Genomic DNA, 22,701 nt, shown 5'->3' with positions numbered 1-22,701 from the left:
TGCCTCATTTCCGGTCTTCATCCTCCCCGTCCTGATCCCGGAACACAATTCTTCCGGAAACCTGAGGGAAAAGTTCCATAGCCTTTTCAAATTCTTCCAGTTTCATCCGCTTTCCAACATACGAATTCAGGTCAATTCTGCCGGTTTTCAGTATATTCATGACTTCTGTCCAGGTCTCATACATACGGCGTCCGAAAATCCCGGTCACGTTCAGTTCCTTATAGACCACTCCATACATAAAATTCTGATAGGTAAGCGGTTTTTCCACCATTCCCACATGAACAATGGTACCTGCAATTTTTACAGCCTCCACCGCCTGATTAATCACTTTTTCATTCCCTGTAAAATCTATTACGGCATCCACTCCCTGGCCGTTGGTTTCTCTCATAACTACTTCCACATAATCTTCCTTCAGGCCGTTGATTCTGACATCCGCCCCTCTTGCAGCGCTTTCTTCCAGCTTCTGGTCATTGACATCCACTGCAAAAATCTTTACGCATCCTAAAAATTTTGCTATTTCCACAGCCATCTGCCCAATAGTTCCCACTCCTGCCACCAGTAATGTTTTCCCGGACGGCGCCGCTTTGGACACCGCATGCATGGCTGTTGCAAAAGGTTCCAGGATAGCTCCCTGTTCATAGGTCAGATTTTCAGGCAGCCGGATAAGCGCTTTTTGATGAAGCGCGATATAATCGGCGAAGCAGCCGTCTACAGTCCTTCCCAGGACTCCCATATGGTTTCCGCATATATGCTGGTTTCCCGTCCGGCAGGTTTCACAGTAACCACAGGGAATATGGGTTTCCCCGGCTACCCTGTCTCCTATGGCAAATCCTTTCACATCTTCTCCTGCCGCCACAATCTGTCCGGCAAACTCATGTCCCATAACAAAAGGAAGGGGATAGCCGGCCTTTTCCACAAGAGGAGTCCATTCATAAACATCCACATCCGATTTACACAATGCAGAGGCCTCCACTTTAATTAAAACCTCATCCCTTTTTATGGAAGGAATATCCCTTTCCGTTAAAACTGCCCCTGCCTGTCTTTTATCCTTAATCCATGCCTTCATAATATACTTTCCCCTTTCCATATTTCAGCTGCCTGTTCACTGATCCTGTCATAGTACCAGTCATTGTCTCCTCTGCTTATCACTTCCAGCGAGCAGATATCCACATTGCGCAGCATATTTTGCTCCTTTAATGCACAAAAATGTTTCCTGATATCCGCAATGGTAAAATCGCCGTCCTTTACCCCGAATAAAGGATGCTTATCCCCAAACAGCGGATTATTCCTGTTAACCGATACGCTGTTTGCCAGGTGCAGATGCCGGATCCAGGGTGCCAGGCTGGCAAAGCTTGCCTCGACATCCGCTCCCATCTGGGCTACATGGCTGGTGTCAAACGTGATGCCAATACCGCACCCCTGTGTCTGTTCATAAAGCTTTCTGACAAAAGGTACTTTACCGACAGCGAGTTCAGGTTCCCCTTCATCATTAAAAAATTCCAATGTTATTTCCGGTCCATCCCCGCCGATTACTGTTCCTATTTCTTCAAAGGATTTACAGGCCTGGCCCATAAGAGCCTGTCCGTCCTTTTCCTTCCATGCAGGCCCGCTTACAATCAGCATTTTCCCGGCTCCCAGACCCTGGCAGCGCTCATACATCCTCCTGCAGAATTCTACACTCTTCCTTCTGATCCGTTCATCCGGGCTGGTAATATCCACACCGTCCCTTTTCATAGGAAACCCTGACAGAAAAACGGAACACAGATTCTTTTTTTCCAATAGCTTTCTGATTTCTTCCTCTTCTCCGGCCGTTCCCTCAAAATAAAATTCCACACAATTAAAAATACCCTGAACCGCTGTTTTTTCCAATAATTCCTTTAATAAACCGCTGTCATACATAGCCTGTGGATAGACAGCGGTTAAACAGATCCCTTTTTTCATTCATCTGCCCCTTATTGAGGAATCCAGGATCTTCCGGGATATGGCAAGAACCTCTCTCCCTACAGTTATGTCACAGCCTACCGGAATATTTTTCTCAATGCAGGTTATGAAATGGCGGTTCTCTTCGAGATAGCCCTCTCCCTCCTGAAAAATATCATCCAGGCTTTCACAGACAGAGGTTCCATCCTCAAATTTTGCCGTCAGGCAAGTAGAATCCCAGATATCTTCCCCTTTAAGCATAACGCTTCCTCTGGTACCGATAATTCCTTTCGCATTAAATGCGATGTGGGAGCTCCAGCTTGCTGTTATGCTTCCGATACTTCCCCCTTCGAAAAGCAGGGCGGCGTTCACATTGTTATCAAATTGAGGCAGCGAAGCCACCGTTCCCTTTACAAAACCTTCCGCCTGTATCACTCTTCCTGCCAGAGACTGAAGGAAGTCAATATCATGGGAAAGAGATTCAATAGTCATTCCGCAAACATAACCTTCTGCCGTCCTCCAGCTGTCGTTCAGCTTTCCCCCAAATCCCGGCCCCGGACCTATACGGAAGCAATATGCCTGAACCACATCCCCCAGCCTTCCCTGATCCAGCCATTCCCGTATTATCCGGTAGCCTTTGCGGAAACGCTGGGTAAAGCCCACCATAAACTGTACGGGAACAGCTTTGGCCGCCAATTCCATTCTCTGTGCATCTTCCAAAGATATAGCCACCGGTTTTTCCATAAAAATATGTTTTTTATAAGCAAGTGCACATTCCACATACTCCCACCTTTTGGAAGGTGGAGTCAGAATATGTACCATATCTGCCCCGGCAATTGCATGTACCGGATCTGAAACAACAGGACATCCAAATGCCTCTGCAAGCCGTCCTGCATTTACCGGATTGACATCATATATCCCACTGATCTCTACTCCCAGTTTCCGCAATGCTTCACAATGCTTCCAGGCAATTCCGCCTGCCCCAATCAATACTGTTTTCAGCATTTTTTCCCCTTTCTTAGGAACTGTCTCAAAGTATACAAGTTCCTTATTCTTCCTCCAAAAAGGAATATAACTGCAATGGCTTCTCCCAGTCCTCAGCGGTAAAAGGAACGGTATTACCGTTTTCCCTTATTTCCGGCGATAGTTCTACAGACATGTAACCACTGTATCCTCTGTCTTTCATCCGTTTCACCATTTCCACATTATCAGTCCCGCCGCAGCCGAACCGGCAAAAACTCTTTGTTCCAAAAATCAGATTTTCTTTTAAATGGAGATGGTTTATTTGGGGATAAAACCGTTCAATAAAAGTTTCTGTTTTTTCCCCATGGGCTTCCAGATGTCCGCCATCCAGGCATATTCCAATATACGGACTGTCTATCCTTCTGAAAATATATTCGTAATCCTTCTCTCCGGCTAAAACATTTTGACAGTGATTTTCCAGGGAAAGCTTAACTTTATATTCTTCTGCCGCCTTTTCCACACATTCCAGCTCATAAATAATGTCATCCAGAGTGCCTTCGGACATTCCGGAAGCCACCACTGTGCTGCAGCCAAGCTCACATGCCGCTTCCATAGCCCTGAGCTTATGTGCCGCATTCAACGCACGGATTTCCGAAGTGCTTCCTCCGAATGCGGATACATGCAGTGCTATCGGCTCCAGGCCATTCTGCCTGCATCGTTCCTTTATGCTCCTGATCCTGGAAGGCGTCAGTGTTTCTCCATACCAGCAGTTGAATTCTACCCTGCGGTATCCTGTCTGCGCCGCATGAGCGAACAGGCACTTATAATCGTTGTTTTCAAAACTATCAAATGTTAATGACGAGGTTGCCAGACGCAGCATAATCTCACCCCTTTAATCCGCTGGTAGCAATTCCTTCAATCAGCTGCTTCTGGAAAAAGACAAACAGGAGCAGGATAGGAATAATAGAAACGGTTGACATGGCAAACATGGCGCCGAAGGCGCTTTTGGCTGTTGGATCCACAAACATCCTCAATGCGAGAGTAACCGTATATTTGTTATTCGTCCTCAGATAAATGATCTGGGTAAAGAAATCATTCCAGGACCACATAAAAGTAAATATGGTGGTGGTCACCAGCGCCGGCTGGCAGAGAGGAAGAATCACCTTCCAGAACACTTTATAAGCACTGCATCCATCCACAATGGCCGCTTCGTCCAGTTCTCTGGGAATCCCTCTGATAAATTGAATCAGCAGATATACAAAGAAAGCATCTGTTGCCAGAAATTTGGGGATTACAAGAGGTGAAAAAGAGTCAATCCAGCCCAGTTTATAGAAATATACATATTGAGGGACAATAATGGCATGCTGAGGAAGCATCATAGTCATCATCATCAGGGCAAAAAAGAGGTTTTTCCCTTTAAAATTCAATCTGGCAAATGCAAATGCCGCCAATGTACAGGAAAAAAGATTACCTATCACACACAACCCGGATACAATAATGGAATTAAGGAAATAGGTGGAGAATGTCACCCTTCCATTCGATCTCCAGCCAATTTCATAATTTTCCAATGTAAACTGTTTCGGTATAATACCCAGATCGGTAAAAATATCCGCTTCCGGTTTAAAGGAACTTCCTACCATCCAGATTAATGGGTATAATACCAGCAGGGCAAAAATGAGGAGGATCGCAAATTTCACCCATTCTGCCGTTTTATTTTTTTTATACATATCCTTCCCCCCTGTCAGTCATAATGAACGAATTTCTTGGACACTCCGAATACCAATGCAGTAAGTACGGCAATAATCAGAACAAGGAACCAGGCAAGAGCACTGGCATAACCCATTCTCATTTTACCGAAGCCTTCATTATAAATATGCAGCGTATAGAAAAGAAGGCTGTCCAGTACACCGCCGTTTCCGCCGCTGATGATATAGGATTCCGTAAATACCTTAAATGCGCTTATTATCTGCATAATCAGGTTAAATAAGATAATCGGAGAAATCATGGGCAGCATAATACGTATGGTCCGCTGAAATTTGGATGCTCCGTCAATGGCAGCCGCTTCCAGCATTTCCTGGGGAACCTGTTTAATTGCCGCCAGAAAAATAATCATCGGGGAACCAAACTGCCATACCCTGAGTACGATCAGCGTCCATACCGCCGTATTGGGATTCGCCACCCAGCTTATTGTTGATTCAATCCCCAACGCATTCAGCAGCTGATTCAATATACCGTTCATTCCAAAAATCTGTCTCCACAGAATGGAAATTGCCACGCTTCCGCCCAAAAGGGACGGCACATAAAAAGCAGCCCTGAATAAGGATAGCCCTTTAACCCCTTTATTCAGGATAAAAGCCAGCACTAAAGAAGCCAGCAGCTGCAGAGGGACAGATGCAAATACATAAATAAAAGTTACTTTTAAAGCGTTCAAAAAATGATAGTCAGAGGTAAACATTTTTATATAATTGGTAAGACCTACGAACTGCGGAGCGGACAGCAGATTATAATTCGTAAATGAATAATACAAAGACATCCCCATGGGAATAAGCGTCAGACCGATAAACCCTATCAGCCATGGCAGAAGAAATACATAACCCGCGTATTTATCACCTTTCTTTTTCATCAATACCCTTCCCCTTTCAAGCCGGACAGACTTAACTGTTTTAAATCACAAAAATTTCCGTTTCCTTTTCTTCCCTGTTTCGCAATGCAAGATTCACTTTATTTCCGCAGCAGATAAGGTTGTAATCACCCCGATAGCCCTCAATTACCGCCTCTCCGTTTTCATCTGTTGCCGTTTTTGTATCGGTCCACCACTTTTTATGTATCAATTCATAAAGCGCTTCATAAGCGGGCTTGACGGATCCGTCTTTTCTCAGCAGCCCGCCGGGAGCGTTCAGCCAGCCTCCGTCAACAAAGTTCCAGGATACAGCTGTCCTGACAAGCGGATGGGAAAAAAGGATTTCATACATTTCCGTAAATTCTCTTGCCTGCCGGTCTTCAAATTCAGGCGTGGTAGGCCAGTCATCTGTCTTATAGTCATTCAGATCCACAATATGCGGCGGCATAATATGTCCGGAGGTTAACGTGATTTCTGTAAAATGGAGCGGTTTTTGGAATTGTTCATATCTTTCCAGAATTTCCAGGAGCCGTTCCTCACCCATATAACCCTGATGCTGATGAGTCTGCAGACCGATTTCATCTATCGGTACCCCTGCATTCAAACAACCGTCAATAAGTATTTCATAGTTGGATGACAGATTAAAGTCATTAATCAGAAGCTCCGCCGAATCATTTTCTTCCCTCGCCGCTTCAAACATCGTCTTTAGCAGCTTTACCCGGCCCATTTCCTTGCATATTCGGGTGATACCATTATCATATTTATCAAAAACAGGCATGATAACCGCTTCATTCACCACATCCCAGATATCAATGACACCTTTAAAAGCCTTTACATCTCTTTGAATCCTCTTGACCTGTTCTTTCACAATTTGCTCGTTTGACATTTCATTCAGCCAGGGCGCTGTAAGAGTATGCCAGCACAAAGGATGTCCCTTAATAACCACATTCTGCTGTTTTAACCAATAAGCCGCCTTCAAAGTCTGCTCTATCCGTGGCTTCCCCCGTTCCGGTTCAAACCGCTGCCAGTAAAACGGGAAGGTAGCGTTATTAAACAGTGCGATCCATTTACGGAATATCTTCTCAAATGCTTCCTCTTCTTCGGGCTTCATTTCTCCGCAGACATAGGGAATCACATCAAATAAACCCGTTCCGAATAAAAATTCATGGCAATACATTTTTACTTCAATGTCTTTTCCTGTAACAGGTGTACCGTCCTTACGCACAAATTTTACTTTCTTTTTCCCAAGACGATGGGAGTAATCCCTGGTCATACGCTCCGTTTTTCCTTTCTTTTTACAATATCCTGCTGCCGTTTTTCCGATTCCGGGGAACGCTTATGCGCTCCCCGGCTGTTTCATGCCTTTAATTGGAATTTTCCGCTATCATCTCATTGGCAATCTCTTTAATATGTTTTGCTGCATCTGCAGGCGTCAGATTACCAACGGCCACCTGTTCTGCCACACTGCTGATTTCATTCTGGATTGCCCATACTCCGGGAGCCTTGGCAATAAAGGGAGGCGCTTCCTCCGAAATCATATTCAGATACTTGGTGGCTACAACATCGCTGGGATCCGCATCAGGCTCCAGCAGCTCCTGAATTGTCATGGAAGCGGGAACTCCCAGTTCCATGTTGAATATCTTCTGGGCCTCTTCATTATTAACAAAGAAATTAATATATTCCGCCGCTAAATCCTTATTCTTGGAGGTTTCAGAAATAGCAAACGCAGAAGTAATAAGCAAATCCCCATGTTTACCATTGTTCCCTACCGGGACTTTTCTGATCGCGAGCGTGTCTTCCATAGAATTCTGATATGTTTTATACTGATTCGCATTGGCAAAATAGAACAATACTTTTCTGTTGACCAAAGGGCCTTCTTCCCATGCTTTAGAGTTCCACTCCTGTGTCCACTCCACATTGGCAAATGCGCCTGATTTTCTCAGATTATTTGAGTATTCATACCAGGATGCAAGTGTCTCTTCAGACGGTGCGAAATTTCCGTCCTTATCCAGCCATTCATAACCTTCTTCACAGTTCTCCCTGATCCACACCCATACCAGGTCATTGTTCGTATAAATATCAAGTCCTGCATAGGTATCCGCTTCCAGTTTGGACTGTACCTCATTAAGATAATCCGCAAACTCATCCCAGGTAATATCTTCCTCCTCAGGCCACAGCTCCATCCCAAGCTCATTCAGGAAGGTTTCATTTACATACAGAGCCTGTGCGGTCATTCCCAGGGAAACCATGTACAGATTGTCATTATACCTGCCGGTATCCACAAACCCTTCGTTCCAGTTATCCAGATTAATAGTACCTGATGCAACATAATCGTCTAACGGGGCTAACACATTCTTGGAACAGTATTCTCCAATCTGATTGGATTGGAACTGTACGACATCAGCGGCGCTTCCGCTGGCAAATGCGGTTGACTGTGCGGTCCAGTAATCGTTCCATCCGGGACTCTCCGTAACGATTTCCACATTAGGATGCTCCGCCATAAACAGATCGTTAATCTGATAATAGAGCTGATCCCTGGTCGTTGTTCCCCACCATGCAACCCTGAGGGTCTCCTTCTCTCCGGTTTCCGCTTTTTCCTGATTTTGTTCGGAAGCCGCTTCTGTTGCAGCCTTCGGTTCCGGGGATGATTCCGTGGATGTCTGTGTGTTGTTTCCGCATCCGCCTAAAAGTAAGGAACAAACAATCCCAAGCGCCAATAATTTTTTACTTCTTCCCATTTTCTCTCCTCCTTGGATTTCATTTAAATAGAGATCACTTCTGCCTGCCAGAAGCTGATCGGTATTCCGCTTTATGGTTCTACCCGGAAATAGGAATCATTTTCCGACAGAACTTCATTTCCGCTGCTTATCTTCATATCCACCCGGCATCGATGGCCGGATAATTCCTCACCTAAAGGAAGTACGATATGATCCGGTATTTCCGCACTGTCCGCAAGCAGCTCCAGCCTGAAACTGTTTCTGCATAATATTTCATCCGTCTCACAGTCCGTCACCTTCCATTGCAGCAGTACATCAGGAATACTTTCGTAATTATCGTTAATCGCCCACACTCTTGCCGTATATGACATTCCCACATGGAATATCTTTTCCCTCCCCAGCTTATAAGGATGGATACACGGCTGTGCACATACCAGCACCGGTGTGTAAACCTTCTGCATATAGTCATATACTTTGTAAGGCCTTCTGTAATAGTCCAGAAGTCCGGAGCCAATCATGGGACAGGCATCCGACCAGTAATAAAGATACATGCTGGATACCGGATCATACTTTTTCATGCGCAGGAATTCGATCTGTTCTTTCACCGAAACCGCTTCATATTCCTGCGTATTTTCAATAAATTCTTCCAGCGAATTTCCCAGTTCGACTTTTGCAAATTCGAAGGTGTTGGAATAAAACAGTCCCCAGTATTCCCATGTATCCCAGTGGGGCGGCCAGAGCTTATCCTCCGGAATAAATGTCCTGAGTGTTTCCAGGCATGGGATTGACTGCGATCCGAATTCCACAATATTGGGCGGGATTATCAGATCATCCACATCCGTATCTCCGTCTGAGCAGCAGCCAATCATAATATTCATGACTCCTTCTCTGTAGTCACCCAGATGCACCCACCTGACCGGATCTACTGTCTTTAAGGTTTCCTTCAGGACCTGGCATAATCGGAAATAATTGTTCGGCTTATCCGGGAGCTGATAAATCTCCGGCTCTTTATATACCGACCACATTCCCATACAGGCATGATTGGTAAGCATCATCCCCATATCACGTATCATATCGGAAGCCCTGGAAATCATATCATCGTCATCGCTGACACAATAATGCAGCGGAAATACCTGCCACATCAAAAGCCCGAGTTCGTCACACAGGGAATAAAGCCCATCCTTTTCCATATGGCTGCCGATACGTATGGAATTGATATTCATCCGGATCATCTTTTCAAAATCCGGTTTCCACATTTCTTCTCCGGCTTCGCTCATCCACAGGCTGGAAATATAACGCATTCCCCTTAAAAATATCCGCTTATTGTTCAAGTACCATTGTCCGGTATCATCCTGTACGATTTCTTTTATTCCAAAACGGATCTTTACAGTATCCTCCTGCCATCCCAGCACCAGATTATAAAGGTGGGGATATCCATGATCCCAGGTCCACCAAAGCTTCGCTTCCTCTACTGTAATCACCATTTTTACCGTACTGCGGCCCGGAGGAATTACCACATTTCTGCTGCTTCGGGCAGCCACGCCGCCTTCAAAATTATCAGGTATGATATCCCCTCGCAGACTTCCGGTTACCGTTGCGGATGTCATATTATTCAGTTATTCAGCGTTATATCCAGGCTCACCATAGCCGATCCGGTATCCTTATCCTGACCGTCTCCCAGCCAGTCCTTTTTCTGAACCAGACGTGTGGATATTTTACAATACTCAATAAATTTTTCCGGTCTTATGATAAGTTCTGCTTTATCCCATATTCCGGCGGAGTTTCCATCCTGCCTGAAGGACGTCATCGCGCCGGGACGGTGCATGGCATCGATCATATGTCCCTTTACCTGGGTAATCGCTTTAGCCTGATGCCTTTGATACGGCTCGGACAGCGGTGTGTTTTTATCCAGTCCGCTGTTTATATATTCTGTTTCGTCTCTTGGCGCACTGTCCCGTACAAAAAGCCTGTTGCTGCCTTCCTTTTTCAGGAAATTTGTAATATCAAATTCAAACGGGTTAAATATCCCCTCATGGCAGCCCAGATAGATATCGTTCAGCCAGACATCCGCCGTATAGTCCACGGCGCCAAACCGCAGCCAGACATGCTCTTCTTTCGTAAATTCCGGCGTTTCAAATTCACATTGAAACCATATGGTTCCAAAGTAATCTCCTATTTCCGTCAGATACCAGTTATTCGGAACAGTAATCTCTTTCCAGCCATCCTCCGCATTTCTCTCTCCGGCATAAAAATCCTCTGTGGAAATTCCGTCCGTCTTTTCTGTTTCATAGCGGTACTTCCATGTTCCGCTCAAATCAATGGCTTTTCTGCCCTCATGAATCATTATCATCGTTTTCTCCCCTTTCCCTGTTTCGCATGCAGCTTCAGATGCATGCTTTCAACACACAATAATTGGTTGAGAGGATTCTGCCGTCTTCATCTTTGACAAACATATCTACCACATAGTTACCCACATAATCCTCCGGTATAATCCATGATATGGTATCCTTTACCGTTGCACTGTCCTGTTCCAAATCGGAATAAAATGTTTTTTCCGCAACAATACATTTCTGTCCCTCTCTATGGATTTCCCAATGGATCTGTGCCTTTTCAATATCATGGAAATGGTCGTTATTCACCCATACTTTTCCGGTAAATTTACTGCCTCTTGCATACTTTTTCTGTCTCCCGAGTATATGGGGTTCCGCTTCCCATTCCAGACTGATAAGCACCTGTGTATATACCGCCTTCATGGCATCGTATACCTCATAAGGTTCCCTGTAGTAGTCCAGAAGCCCGGATCCCATAATAGGACAGGCATCACTCCAATAATATAAAAACATGGAGGCAACCGGCTGATATTTTCTCTGACGGAGGAATTCAATTTGTTCTTTCACCACCAGCGCTTCATATTCCTGGGTATTATGGATAAATTCTTCTAGGGAATTACCCATCTCCACTTTCGCCCTGCGGAACTGATTGTAATAGAACAATCCCCAATACTGCCATGTATCCCAATGAGGCGGCCATAGCTTATCCTCCGGAATAAATTTTTGCAAAGACTTCAGACATGGCACCGAATCAGCCCCGAATTCCACAATATTAGGCTGGATTAACGCCTTATGTACATCCATATCCCCATCCTGGCAGGAACCGATCATGATATTCTGGACACCTTCCCGGTAATCCCCTTTATGTATCCAGCGTATCGGATCTACAGATCCCAGTGTTTCCTTTAAAATCTCACAAAGCTTAAAATAAACATTCGGCTTGTCCGGCAGCTGATAAATTTCCGGTTCTTTATAAACAGACCACATTCCCATACAGGCATGGTTGGTCAGCATCATACCCATATCCCGGATCATATCGGAAGCTCTGTTGATAACATCATCCGAATCACTGATACAATAATGAAGAGGAAACACCTGCCACATTAAAAGTCCCATTTCATCGCACATAGTATATAAACCATCACGTTCCACATGGCTGCCTATACGGATTGCATTGATATCCATGTCCAGCATTTTCCGGAAATCAGCTTCCCACATAGTCTCATTGGCTTCACTCATCCAAAGGCTGGAAATATACCGCATACCGCGAAGGAAAATATGCCTCCCGTTTAAATACCACTGCCCGGCTTCGTCTGTAGTAATTTCCTTCACACCGAAATTCATTTCTATCTGATCCCCGTCTGCGGAAAAAGCTGCCGTATAGAGATGGGGGAAACCGTGATCCCATGTCCACCACAGTTTGACCTGCGGTATGGTAACAGTAATCTTGTATACATTATCACCAGGCTGAAGAACTACCTCACGGCTGATATTGCTGACAGTATCATCCTCAAAGTTATAGGCGGTTACTGACAGTTTTATTTCCGTACGGACAGCTCTTCCTGTTCCGTTATTAATAAAAACATCAAAGGCTGCCAGGCCGGTTCCATCCGGTTTATCCTGCTTATCTCCGAGCCAGTCCTTTTTATAGCCTATCTTCGTAAAGCTCTTAACATATTGAATATGTACAGCCGGTCTGCCAATCAGCTTGACATCTCCCCAAATTCCTCCGGAATTTCCATCCTGTCTGAAAGAAGTCATGCTTCCGGGCCTATGCATTGCTTCAATCATGTGACCTTTAATCTGGGTAATTCCTATCGACTGGTGGAATTTATATTTTTCTGACATCGGCGTCTCATCATGATCTGCTTCCACATATTCCGTCAAATCCTTTGGGGCACTGTCACGGACAATAATGGTATTTTCTTTATTTATATCCACTAAATGAGTGATTTCAAATTCAAAGGAATTGAAAATCCCTTCATTCTGTCCCAGATATTCTCCATTTACCCATACATCCGTAATATAATCCACGCCTTCAAAGTACAGAAAAAGCCTGTCGTTTTGCATATATTCAGGAACCGTAAACGTTCTTGTGTACCAGATTGTTCCGAAATAATCCCCAATCTCTTCTTCCAGATACCAGTTATGCGGTACTTTAATTTCTTTCCAGCCCGGAGCTGATGCTTCCTTCTCCAGATACCAACTCTGTCTGTATCCCATATCATTTTGATCCAGGCGATATTTCCATATACCATTTAAATCTTCAAATTTTCTGTTATATACTCCTCGAAACACCAACTTTCCCTCCGTTCGTTACTTAGGAACCGTTTCCCAAAACTTTGTCAGTTACAGATTCAGGACGGTTCCTCACTGACAGGAAACAGCTTTTTCACATTTTCAGGTGTCAATACCCTTTTCAGCGCAAAACCTTCCAATTCAATCACAACCAGTTCCATCAGATATAAAACCCTGGTTCCCTTTTCCAAATGCCCCACATGAATCCCCTGTACTCCGCCTCCGCTAAAATGCAGATGTGCTACTCCATCAATTACCGTACCGGTAACCCCTCCTGTTTCAAAAGGTCCATCCAAAGAAAGGAATTCATCCTCTGTAGCTTCATCCATAGTCAGAGGCCTGTGATACTCCAGATGCTGGATACTTCCTACTGCGCTCGCAATATAAGCATTTTTAATTCCTTCTTTTTCCAAAGTCTTCTCTACACTTTCGACAATATCATCACCTCTGTCCAGTTCAAGTATCACCGTTCTTCCGACTCCACTGCCCATAAACGCTTTCACTCTTTCACCTCCTTGTTTATATTTTATAATTTATAAATTATAATTTATATATAACACATTAAACGTTTTGTGTAAACAAATATTTCTTTTTATTTTAATAATTCGTTATTATATCTAATATTATCATCTTTTTACAAGCACATTTTATATTTATCTGCTATATTTTTTGTCATCAATCACTCATTTCTTTGATCCAGCATATAATCATTCTTTATAATTATCGGTTCTCTTCTATTTTTTCATAAACAAAAAACCCTCAAGAGAACATAATTTTATGCTCCCTTGAGGGTTATTCTGTATCACACTTATTAAATAAATCCTACCGTACCTGCTTCATACACACAAAGGTAACCGGCCTCCCATACGAAACCGTCCGCCGTTCTCCATATCGTACAAATCCCGCACGTTCATAAGTCTTTATCGCTCTCCGGTTAAAATCAGCTGCCAGCAGTACCACAGTTCCTCTCTCATAATGATAAAAGCTGCGTGCATAGGATATCCCGGCATTCACAAACTTAAGTCCCATACCTTTTCCTGTCTCCTCCGGCCGCATACCCAGACCGATTTCCATCACTTTCTCTCCCTGTTCCTCGTGAAAACTGAATTCATAGAAGCCTTTCAGCATCCCGCTGTCATCGACAACAGCAAACCAGTTATCAATGGCTCCTTTGATTTCCTCCATACACTCCTGCCTGTTTTCTTCCGGTATGTTATAGAAGTCATAAGGAGAGGAATAATTCCAGCCAAGATACTCTGCAGCATACTCCTCTGTCATAGGAACAATATGCCAGCCGGAGACAGGCGGAACAGATTTCTCTTCCTGCTTTTCTTTTTTTGCTCTCCCGTCTATCAGCTTCAGTGACCGGGCCGCCTCGGCTCCCAGCAAATCCGTTCTTCCGGCATATTCTTTCAACACCCGGATTCCTTCCGGGACAGGAAAAGCAGAAAGACAGAGCAATGCTTTCCATTGGATAATCTCATCGCTTTCCTTTTTCAGGAGACGGATAACCCTGTCAGCGTTTTTTTCAGAAACCAGGGATGGATGATAAAAGGCCATAAAACCAACCGCATCCAGAGCCTCCGAAATTTTCCATCTATCCCCGGTATCCAGGACATCAAGGAGCAGAGGGAAAACAGCAAGATCCATTCCTGCCAACGTCCGGGCTATCAGATCTCTCGGCAGAGGATAGGATTTTTTGGCGGATACCTTATCCGGCAGGCTTCTGTGCTGATTTTTCCCCACTCTGCCCAGATAGGGAATCATCTTTTCAGCCGTACCCCTGCCGCCCTTTTCCAGGCTTTCACAGACAGCGATTCTTGTATAAAGACACGTTTCCCGGCACAACTGTTCCAGAAGCAGTTCTGCCGCGCCTTCGGTTTCCGGATGCAGACAGTATGCTGCCGCCGTTCTCCGGCAGGGATCGGGATTGTGCAGTTCCTTTGCCAGTTCTTCTGCCGACAGGCCCGCACAGGCTGCAATTTCTTCTTTGGAAGCCTTTCCCCGGCTTCTCAATTCGGTTTGTGTACTTTTCACTCCGCTCCTCCCTCTATTTCTTTTTATAGCATATTACAAATATAATCACTGAGGCCACAGCGGTCAAGGCTTCCGCCGCAGGAAATGCCGTCCAGATACCGATGACACCGGCAATCCTTATCCCCAGATATGCCGCAGGAACAATCAGCGCAAGATATCGCAGCAAAGATATAAGGAAAGAGGCAAAGCCTTTCCCCAACGCCTCCAGGGCGCCGGAACAGACCACGCTCACACCGGAGACCACAAAGCCAAAGCTTATAATGCGCAGGGCCAAAGCCCCTTCTCTGACAGTAACGGAATCCACGGTGAACATTTTCATAATGGAGCCGGAAAATACGAGGAACAGCAGCATCCCCACAGCCATAATCGCCAGTATCATCGCGCCGCATATCTGAATAATCCGTTTCATACGTTTTCTCTCATCTGCGCCGTAGTTATAGCTGAGAATCGGTCGCATTCCCTGTACGATACCATTTGCAGGAAGATAAATAAAGGACTGCAGCTTAAAATACACACCCAGAATCAGAATATAAATAGGGGAAAACGCTGCTGCAAAACCATTCAGTATGGTGATCAGCAGGGACGGAAGCCCCATGGTCATAGAACAAGGCACACCCACCATATACACCCTGCGGCAGATATCCGCAGTAGGTTTCATATAAGTCCTTTTGATTGATAATCCCATATCTTTCTTAAAATACCAAATCAGATACAGCAGAAGCGTAACCACCTGCCCGATAGCTGTTGCGATTGCGGCTCCTTTGACCTCCAGTCTGGGAACCGGTCCCAGGCCGAAAATAAACACAGGATCCAGTACAATATTGGTAATGCTTCCTGCCGCCATGCAGACCATGGGAACAAACATATTTCCGGTTGACTGATATATCTTTTCAAAAGCGATCTGCACCGTTACCACTACGGAAAAGCTCAGTACGATGACCGCATATTCCCTTCCCCACGCAAGAATCAGATTGTCTGCGGTGAACATGGGCAGAAAATACGGAATACAGATAACCGTACCCACAGAAAGAAGAATCCCATGAACCAGACTCAGAAAAAGCCCCTGGGACGCCGCCCTGTCAGCCTTTTCCTTTTCACCCGCTCCCATAAAAAAAGCGACCGTCGCGTTGATTCCCACTCCGAATCCCACCCCGATGGAAACGATGAGTGTCTGCAGCGGATAAACAAGAGAAACCGCAGTAAGCGCCTGCTCTCCCAGCCTGGCAACAAACATGCTGTCCACAATATTATAGAGGGAATTAATAAGCATGGACAGCATCATCGGCAGCGCCATAGAAAGCACAAGCGGCAAAATAGGTTTTGTTCTCATAAAATCCTGGTTCATATTCTTCTATCTCCTTTTACACAAAAAAAACTATAAATCTCACTGTTTGATTCAGAAACAGAAAAATTTATAGTCTCGTATCGGACGCTTTATTATTATAGCCAGTATAGGCTATCATACCCTGTGTAAAAACGCAAGTATATTTTTCTATGCCATACCCCAATTTTCAACCCATACTTTCAATCTCACTAAATTCCATACCTCAAAAGCTATCCCTGCACGGCGCTTCGTTACCATTCTCTCTCCAATTACCAGCTGCATCCTGCTTCACTGTTTGGCAGGCTTACCAGCTTCTGTCCTGTATTCCCTTGGCGTCACGCCGAATTCCTTACGAAACAGCTTGTTAAAGTAAGATATGTTATGGAAACCATTTTCCATAGCCGCCTCCATCACCGGCTGATCAGACTGCGCCAGGGCCGCCGCCACGCGGGAAAGACGATAATGATTAATATATTCCACACAGGTCATCCCCGCAAATTTCTTAAAAAAACTCATGAAATGAGCCTGGCTGAAATGGCAGACACCAGCCAGTTCCTCAATGCTCATAGTCTCCGTATAATGTTCCCGGATATAACTCAACACCGTTTTCAGCTTACGTTCCAACTCAGAATCCGTGGCGGAGCCTTCATTTTTTACCACATATCCATATTGATACAAAAGCCGGAAAAAACGGAATAAGAGTTCCTTCATATATAACTCATTCCCCTCCCGGCGCCTTACGCCCTCCGGCATTTCCCATTCCGGCCGAGGAGAATGATTCTTATCCTCCACACATGTAAGCATTTCCCTGAAACACTGCAGCAGTTCCCCATGCCCCGGACAACCGGCCCGGATTATAGGAACAAAACGGTACTTCCCTTTCAAAAGCGGACTGATATATTTGATAGTACAGGCATCCGGAGTCTGATACCCCAGCATATCAAGATGAAATACCAGACTCTCCGATATCATCTCCTCTTTCTTCAGCGCATGAGCCGAATGCAGCGTATGAGGGGATATAAGCAGGAGATCATCTTTTTTCACCCGATAGTTTTCAAAATTAATACCATAATCAATGCTCCCCCCTTCAATCCATGTGAACTCCACCTCATCATGCCAGTGAAGGGACAAATCCTGATAAGAAAAGGGTACGATACACCGATACCGCTGTATGGGCATCAGCACATCCCCATGAGATGCTTTTTCCTTATAATCAGAAATCCCCGTATCCTTCATATCCTCCCCCGCCTTTCCCTTTTTATTATAAACATATACCTGCCGCCCAGTCAATCTACTCCGTTCCTGGCGCCATTACACAACACAATACATCCCCAAAATTACTTCCCCGCAAGCTATACGCCACACTACCCCAGCCGTCCGCCCATTGGTTCGTCCTGCCCAGGCCATTGTCTGCCGCCCGGCCCCATGTCCCTGCGCCTCCGGCCCCCCGTATGTTGCCTCCCTGCCCTGCCGGCTCCGATCCGCCCCGGGGCTATGATGTCCCGCAGATACTTTCTATACCATGAAGAGGAGACCAATCAAAATCGGCAGCCCATCTGCCGATTTTGATGCTTTGGGCTCATCGGAATGCCCGGTATAGCAGTATCTGCGGGACATCATAGCCCCGGGGCGGACTGGAGCCGGCAGGGCAGGGAGCCAACATACGGGGGGCCGGAGGCGCAGGGACATGGGGCCGGGCGGCAGGCAATTGCCATCGGCAGGACGAACCAATGGGCGGACGGCGCCCTTCACGCCAAAAAAACAGAGGAGAATCTCTTCTCCCCTGCTTCCCAAGTACGATATAAATATTCTAATGGCCGAACCCAAAACATGATGGTACTACGGACGACAGAATACTTCTTTTTCTTCTGCTTATGCTGCGCAGACGTTTACCGCTCTCAGTTTTCTGCTGTCTCTGGGATCACTTTCCATTTCGAAAGTAACCTTCTGGCCTTCGTTCAGGCTCTTGTAGCCTTCAGAAACGATGGAAGAATAGTGTACGAACACATCCTCACCGCTTGCATCATTAGTAATAAATCCATATCCTTTTTCTGCGTTGAACCATTTCACTGTACCGTTATTCATTTTCAGTACCTCCATTATAATATTTATATCAATCTAAATCAGCAAGAAAACCACTGATGCCTGATTTCCAGAAATACCTGCGGCATTTTCCTTACAAAAAAAGCGGCCCCGTTATCAGTCATTAAGAAAAAAGGAATGACTCATAACTAAGGCCAGCTCTAAATTCAAATTGATTACTATCTGACTATATCATGCATTTGATAAATTGTCAAACATTTTTTATTTTTTTGATATAAAATAATTTTGAGGGACGGCTTCTGCTCCTCTGTACATCCCTGTCCCCTGCCAATCACGCATCTTTTTCTTTTTCAAAAACAGCATCAAATACGGAATCCCTTGCTTTTTCCACCGTAATGTTAAAAACGATGGCAAATTCGGAAATCAACATTTTTTCCGCTCTCTGCAGATTCTTTTCATCGGAGCAATTCAGTTTTTTCCCATTTTTCTTTTTTCTGTCCTGTTCCAGAAGAATCGCTTTCATCAGCTTCAGGTACTGGCTTACTTCACAGGATTTAAGGATCTGTCTGCTTAATCTTTCACGTTCCTTATTGTTCGCTTCATACTCTGCGGTCATTTCGGGAAGCTGTTCCAGATATTCTTTCGCTTCCTTCCTGGACATTACAGGCCGCATGTATACTTTGTCATTATTCAGCTTAACATATATGGTACTTTCATCATTCCCAACGGAACGCAAAGTATAATATGTCTCCGGCCCATCCACAAAATCAGGCTTTCCAATCGCTGCAATCCTGTACACACCACCGTTTTCATGCACTACAACATCATTTACATTATACATTTTACACCTATTCCTTTACAACTGAAAAAACTGCGCCGGTAACACAGGTCAGTTACCGACGCAGCAGTTATAGATTCATTATAGCACACTTTCAGGTAAAAAACACCTGTTTCTCGAAAACAGGCAAAAACTGTTATTTTTCGTTGATTTTTACTGTTAAACGGTTTCATCCCGTACCGCATCTGCGATCGATTCTTTACGGATACTCATAAAGGCCAGAAGATAGGCAATACCCACTGCCGCCATCACCAGCCCCATATTGGCAAGCACCTTGAGCCAGGGAAATGCCGGAAGCAAAGCTGCGGCAGAAATTCCCGTAATCCGCATGAAAAATATGCAGAGCAAGAAAATTATGGGAAGCCCTGTAAGAATCGGGGCCGCCGCCATCCGCAGACCTTCCAGCAAAAGCATTTTTTTCAGCTGTCCTTCATCCATGCCAACGGATCGCAGTACGGCAAATTCCCTTCTTCTCAGGCGCAGGGAACCCACAGCCGCAGAAAGCGCGTTGGAAATTCCTATCAGGGAAAGCAGTCCTCCCGTCAGATTAATCACCGCTTCCATGGCCCTTCCGGCGACTGCGCTGTCCCTCTCTTCTTCCATCCGGCTTCGTATCAGGAAATCCTCTTCCGCCAGATATCCGCCGCTGATTTCCCGGATTTGTTCTGCTGTGGAAAGATCCTCCTCCGGCGCGGTCAATGCCAATCCTCTGATTTGGTAATATTCCGCGGCCCGTTCCGGCAGAAACCCGGATACTATATACTGATATACTTCCATCGGCACATACAGCTGGATGCTGTAATCATCCGCATAATAATCCAAAACCGGTCTTTGGGACGCTTTTGTTCCCACGATAACGGGAAAACGGTAATCCGTGTTATCAGAATCCCGCAGCCTTTCTTCCAGAGTAAGCGCCGTTCCGGCCTCCAGATTAAGCATCTGATATTCCTGACCGTGTTTTTCCGGGTTATTTAATACATTGGGATAATAAGAAACATTGCTTACCATGATTGCCCGGGGTGTGTCCTGTCCATAGTAATCGGCAGGATTTTCTCCCAGTGAACGGCAGTATTCCTTAAAAAAAGAATCCTCCAGCCCTATGATATTCGCCCGTATCCGATAGCTTCCTTCCCTCTCCAGGACACTGAACCGGTTGGGATCCACCGCCCCGAAACCGCCCTTTTCCGTAAATTCTTCGGATTGTGCACCCGCATCCAGCCACAGGGATGTTTTTGTCCGGTAATACCAGGTACCTTCCTTAACAGCAGGAATCTGAAAAATATGCTCCATCATTTCTTTTTCCGGCTGTGAAGTCAGACTATACCGCATCTGAATATTATAATGATTTGTGCTTTCATTCCGCTTTGTTACCAAATCATTCACAGTAATCATGCAAAAGAAACCGGAAATCATCACAAAGCACATGGTAAGCGCCGCAAGTCCTGCCCGGAAAGCCTTTTTATGCGCCTTTTGGGATGCCGCCCCCAAAATTCCTTCTATTCCGAAATGAGAGCCGGCCATGGAATGCCGCTTCCTTAACACAGGGAACCGGCCTTTTTTTCTGCGCTTTTTCCCGGCTGCATCCGTCTGCATTCGTATGGCATCCACCGGAGTGAGCCTGGCCATCCTGGAAGCCGGTATGGCAGCGGACACCAGTACGGCAGTCAGAGATATGAATACCGCTCCCAGAATAATTCCGGGCGGGAACCGCAGATGCATGGGAAAATAAAGCAAATCCCCCAGTATTCCCGTATAAACCCGCATGGCCAGGACAGAAAACAGGCAGCCCAGCATAATTCCTGCAGCTATGGGAAGAATCGACACCGCGATGCCCTCAAACAGAACGGAAGCTCTTATCTGCCCGGGTGAGGCCCCAACGGATCGAAACAGGCCAAGCTGCTTTATCCGGCTTCCCGCCGACATGGCAAAAGCGCTGTGGATAATCAAAACAAAGGCTGCCGCCACAAGAACTACCAAGGCTGCATACAAAAACAGGGTGCTATAACGCTCCAGCATATCTGCGGAAAAACCCTCCGCAGGCGGAAACACAAAATACAGGGATAACAGCCGTCCATGATAGCGGAAATGATTTTCATAGCTTCCATATTCATTGGTTTCAAAGCCCAGCTGTTCCATGAGCTGAGGCATAACCCGGTATGTCTCTTTTATCCGGTTTACCTGTACATAAACTACCAGTTCATCCGCCGGGTCCAGTTCTTCCCGGTCTAAATAACCCATGGCATAATAGCCCGGAGTGGTAGTGGGAGTCGTCAGATCCAATTTTCCCACTATGGTGAAGTTTTTTTCTCCTGTTTCAGAAAATAGTTCGCCTTCCTGCCGGATTCCTGCATCCGTTATTTCCCCCTGAACCATTCGATGCCCAACCGGCAGTGTCAGGCTGTCTCCCAGAACAAACCCGGGATTGCTGTCAAAAAAAGATTTGGATACAGCTATCTCTCCCGGCTTTGCGGGTACTCTCCCCTCCGTTATTACATTTTTTTCCGCCATACATTCCCAGTAATCTTTATCCGCATCTCTGAGCATCAGGTAAGGAAGCCTGCTTTCTTCCGGCAGTTTTACGGAAAGGAAAGGACCTTTTACCATCGTGCGGCGTATATTCAGATTGTTGTCAATCTGCTCCAGGCCCTCCTTTGTAATGTATCCACCCACCTCTGCATGCCAGTCTCCGCCTTCATAAATTTCAACGTCCCGCTGCCAGGCGGTCTGGTTATAAAAAAGACTGCAAAGGGAACACAGAAGGGTGGAGGCAATGAGAACCGCCATCATGGAGGCAAGTGTGGTCCTCTTGTTATTTTTCATACTTCTGAGGGTATACAAAATCAAAACCTTCATTATACCCTCCATTCCCCGCCGCTCTGCATGCTGTCCTGCAGAATGCGGCCGTCCTCTATGGTGATGACGCGATCGGCCTCCAGCGCAATCCTTTCATCATGGGTGATGAGCACTATGGTCTGATGATAACGCTTATTGGAAAGCTTCAGCAGCGCCAGAATTTCCTCCGAATTCTTTCTATCCAGATTTCCGGTAGGCTCGTCGGCCAGAAGGACGGCCGGCCGGTAAATAAGCGCTCTTCCGATAGCGGCCCGCTGCTGCTGCCCTCCGGAAAGCTGGCTCGGAAGATGGGACAGTCTGTCACTGAGGCCTAAGGTATCCGACAGTTCCCGGAAGCTTTCCTCCTCCGGTTTCTGTCCGTCCAGCAAAAGCGGCAGAAGAATATTCTGTTTTACATCCAGCGTGGGAATCAGATTATAAAACTGATAAATAAGCCCCACTTTACGCCTTCTGAAAACAGAAAGCTGTTTTTCCGATAAGGTGGAAATATCCGTATCCTCTATCCATATTTTCCCGGAAGTAGGCCGATCCACTCCTCCCAGCATATGGAGCAGAGTTGATTTTCCCGATCCGGATGCCCCCACAATAACGGTAAATTTCCCCTTCTCTATCGCCAGATTCAAACCGTCCAGTGCTTTTACCTCTGACTGACCCAGCTGATAGGTTTTCGTCACGTTTTCACATCGCAGAATGTTCATGATTTCCTCCTTTCCAGACGGCTTTGTGCTGCCTGTTCACTCCGCATTGTAAAGGGCTTA

At 45.7% G+C, this 22,701-nt stretch carries 19 protein-coding genes; all 19 read right to left on the bottom strand.

Annotation, left to right across the window (positions count from 1 at the left end; translation table 11 throughout):
* Nucleotides 1–4: 4 nt before the first annotated feature.
* The gene (locus tag BLA28_RS22425) at nt 5–1,066 is read right to left on the bottom strand and encodes a zinc-binding dehydrogenase (RefSeq protein WP_069157928.1); all 1,062 of its coding nucleotides are present in this window, start codon (nt 1,064–1,066) and stop codon (nt 5–7) included.
* The gene (locus tag BLA28_RS22420) at nt 1,063–1,941 is read right to left on the bottom strand and encodes a sugar phosphate isomerase/epimerase family protein (RefSeq protein WP_069157499.1); all 879 of its coding nucleotides are present in this window, start codon (nt 1,939–1,941) and stop codon (nt 1,063–1,065) included. The genes BLA28_RS22425 and BLA28_RS22420 overlap by 4 nt, the downstream gene beginning before the upstream one ends.
* Nucleotides 1,942–2,925 (bottom strand): Gfo/Idh/MocA family protein, encoded by a 984-nt coding sequence (locus tag BLA28_RS22415; protein ID WP_069157500.1) that lies wholly within the window; start codon nt 2,923–2,925, stop codon nt 1,942–1,944. It abuts the gene before it with no gap.
* Between the two features lie 43 nt (nt 2,926–2,968).
* Nucleotides 2,969–3,763, bottom strand: a complete 795-nt coding sequence (locus BLA28_RS22410; protein WP_069157501.1) for a sugar phosphate isomerase/epimerase family protein — start codon at nt 3,761–3,763, stop codon at nt 2,969–2,971.
* A 4-nt stretch (nt 3,764–3,767) separates the two neighbouring features.
* A complete protein-coding gene (locus BLA28_RS22405) occupies nt 3,768–4,610 on the bottom strand; it encodes a carbohydrate ABC transporter permease (protein WP_069151178.1) in 843 nt (280 codons plus the stop codon).
* A 14-nt stretch (nt 4,611–4,624) separates the two neighbouring features.
* Entirely contained in the window at nt 4,625–5,506 is an 882-nt protein-coding gene (locus BLA28_RS22400) for a carbohydrate ABC transporter permease (protein WP_069151177.1), read from the bottom strand.
* A 40-nt stretch (nt 5,507–5,546) separates the two neighbouring features.
* Nucleotides 5,547–6,776: an endo-1,4-beta-xylanase gene (locus tag BLA28_RS22395; protein ID WP_069157502.1), complete on the bottom strand. Its 1,230-nt coding sequence runs from the start codon at nt 6,774–6,776 to the stop codon at nt 5,547–5,549.
* Nucleotides 6,777–6,867: 91 nt separating this feature from the next.
* Nucleotides 6,868–8,241 carry an ABC transporter substrate-binding protein gene (locus BLA28_RS22390; RefSeq protein ID WP_069157503.1) on the bottom strand — a complete coding sequence of 458 codons (1,374 nt, stop codon included), beginning with the start codon at nt 8,239–8,241 and terminating at the stop codon, nt 6,868–6,870.
* A gap of 71 nt (nt 8,242–8,312) precedes the next feature.
* Nucleotides 8,313–9,827, bottom strand: coding sequence for a glycoside hydrolase family 2 TIM barrel-domain containing protein (locus BLA28_RS22385; RefSeq protein ID WP_071699495.1), 1,515 nt, complete (start codon nt 9,825–9,827; stop codon nt 8,313–8,315).
* Nucleotides 9,828–9,832: 5 nt separating this feature from the next.
* Nucleotides 9,833–10,570: a sugar-binding domain-containing protein gene (locus BLA28_RS22380; protein WP_071699494.1), complete on the bottom strand. Its 738-nt coding sequence runs from the start codon at nt 10,568–10,570 to the stop codon at nt 9,833–9,835.
* Between the two features lie 34 nt (nt 10,571–10,604).
* Complete coding sequence (locus tag BLA28_RS22375) at nt 10,605–12,848, bottom strand: glycoside hydrolase family 2 protein (RefSeq protein WP_069157505.1); 2,244 nt, start codon at nt 12,846–12,848, stop codon at nt 10,605–10,607.
* Between the two features lie 59 nt (nt 12,849–12,907).
* Nucleotides 12,908–13,351 (bottom strand): PPC domain-containing DNA-binding protein, encoded by a 444-nt coding sequence (locus BLA28_RS22370; protein ID WP_069151172.1) that lies wholly within the window; start codon nt 13,349–13,351, stop codon nt 12,908–12,910.
* A gap of 319 nt (nt 13,352–13,670) precedes the next feature.
* A complete protein-coding gene (locus BLA28_RS22365; RefSeq protein WP_069157506.1) occupies nt 13,671–14,885 on the bottom strand; it encodes a GNAT family N-acetyltransferase in 1,215 nt (404 codons plus the stop codon).
* A gap of 13 nt (nt 14,886–14,898) precedes the next feature.
* A complete protein-coding gene (locus tag BLA28_RS22360) occupies nt 14,899–16,230 on the bottom strand; it encodes an MATE family efflux transporter (RefSeq protein WP_069157507.1) in 1,332 nt (443 codons plus the stop codon).
* Nucleotides 16,231–16,497: 267 nt separating this feature from the next.
* A complete protein-coding gene (locus BLA28_RS22355; RefSeq protein WP_069157929.1) occupies nt 16,498–17,445 on the bottom strand; it encodes an AraC family transcriptional regulator in 948 nt (315 codons plus the stop codon).
* Nucleotides 17,446–18,081: 636 nt separating this feature from the next.
* Nucleotides 18,082–18,294 carry a cold-shock protein gene (locus BLA28_RS22350; RefSeq protein WP_009255278.1) on the bottom strand — a complete coding sequence of 71 codons (213 nt, stop codon included), beginning with the start codon at nt 18,292–18,294 and terminating at the stop codon, nt 18,082–18,084.
* 289 nt (nt 18,295–18,583) lie between these two features.
* Nucleotides 18,584–19,093 (bottom strand): CarD family transcriptional regulator, encoded by a 510-nt coding sequence (locus tag BLA28_RS22345; protein ID WP_069157508.1) that lies wholly within the window; start codon nt 19,091–19,093, stop codon nt 18,584–18,586.
* A 156-nt stretch (nt 19,094–19,249) separates the two neighbouring features.
* The gene (locus BLA28_RS22340) at nt 19,250–21,943 is read right to left on the bottom strand and encodes an ABC transporter permease (protein WP_069157509.1); all 2,694 of its coding nucleotides are present in this window, start codon (nt 21,941–21,943) and stop codon (nt 19,250–19,252) included.
* On the bottom strand, nt 21,943–22,641 hold the full coding sequence (locus tag BLA28_RS22335) for an ABC transporter ATP-binding protein (protein WP_044969771.1): 699 nt from the start codon (nt 22,639–22,641) through the stop codon (nt 21,943–21,945). Before BLA28_RS22335 ends, BLA28_RS22340 begins: the two co-directional genes overlap by 1 nt.
* Nucleotides 22,642–22,701 lie beyond the last annotated feature (60 nt).

The sequence above is a fragment of the Eisenbergiella tayi genome (assembly GCF_001881565.1).
Lineage (GTDB): Bacteria > Bacillota > Clostridia > Lachnospirales > Lachnospiraceae > Eisenbergiella > Eisenbergiella tayi.
Note: the sequence above shows the minus strand (reverse complement) of the source record. Positions and strands in the feature narration are given on the sequence as shown.

What these genes read in the sequence shown, in the direction of transcription:
- BLA28_RS22425 (WP_069157928.1), bottom strand. Translation starts at nt 1,066, where the DNA reads ATGAAGGCATGGATTAAGGATAAAAGACAGGCAGGGGCAGTTTTAACG.
- BLA28_RS22420 (WP_069157499.1), bottom strand. Translation starts at nt 1,941, where the DNA reads ATGAAAAAAGGGATCTGTTTAACCGCTGTCTATCCACAGGCTATGTAT.
- BLA28_RS22415 (WP_069157500.1), bottom strand. Translation starts at nt 2,925, where the DNA reads ATGCTGAAAACAGTATTGATTGGGGCAGGCGGAATTGCCTGGAAGCAT.
- BLA28_RS22410 (WP_069157501.1), bottom strand. Translation starts at nt 3,763, where the DNA reads ATGCTGCGTCTGGCAACCTCGTCATTAACATTTGATAGTTTTGAAAAC.
- BLA28_RS22405 (WP_069151178.1), bottom strand. Translation starts at nt 4,610, where the DNA reads ATGTATAAAAAAAATAAAACGGCAGAATGGGTGAAATTTGCGATCCTC.
- BLA28_RS22400 (WP_069151177.1), bottom strand. Translation starts at nt 5,506, where the DNA reads ATGAAAAAGAAAGGTGATAAATACGCGGGTTATGTATTTCTTCTGCCA.
- BLA28_RS22395 (WP_069157502.1), bottom strand. Translation starts at nt 6,776, where the DNA reads ATGACCAGGGATTACTCCCATCGTCTTGGGAAAAAGAAAGTAAAATTT.
- BLA28_RS22390 (WP_069157503.1), bottom strand. Translation starts at nt 8,241, where the DNA reads ATGGGAAGAAGTAAAAAATTATTGGCGCTTGGGATTGTTTGTTCCTTA.
- BLA28_RS22385 (WP_071699495.1), bottom strand. Translation starts at nt 9,827, where the DNA reads ATGACATCCGCAACGGTAACCGGAAGTCTGCGAGGGGATATCATACCT.
- BLA28_RS22380 (WP_071699494.1), bottom strand. Translation starts at nt 10,570, where the DNA reads ATGATAATGATTCATGAGGGCAGAAAAGCCATTGATTTGAGCGGAACA.
- BLA28_RS22360 (WP_069157507.1), bottom strand. Translation starts at nt 16,230, where the DNA reads ATGAACCAGGATTTTATGAGAACAAAACCTATTTTGCCGCTTGTGCTT.
- BLA28_RS22355 (WP_069157929.1), bottom strand. Translation starts at nt 17,445, where the DNA reads ATGAAGGATACGGGGATTTCTGATTATAAGGAAAAAGCATCTCATGGG.
- BLA28_RS22350 (WP_009255278.1), bottom strand. Translation starts at nt 18,294, where the DNA reads ATGAATAACGGTACAGTGAAATGGTTCAACGCAGAAAAAGGATATGGA.
- BLA28_RS22345 (WP_069157508.1), bottom strand. Translation starts at nt 19,093, where the DNA reads ATGTATAATGTAAATGATGTTGTAGTGCATGAAAACGGTGGTGTGTAC.
- BLA28_RS22340 (WP_069157509.1), bottom strand. Translation starts at nt 21,943, where the DNA reads ATGAAGGTTTTGATTTTGTATACCCTCAGAAGTATGAAAAATAACAAG.
- BLA28_RS22335 (WP_044969771.1), bottom strand. Translation starts at nt 22,641, where the DNA reads ATGAACATTCTGCGATGTGAAAACGTGACGAAAACCTATCAGCTGGGT.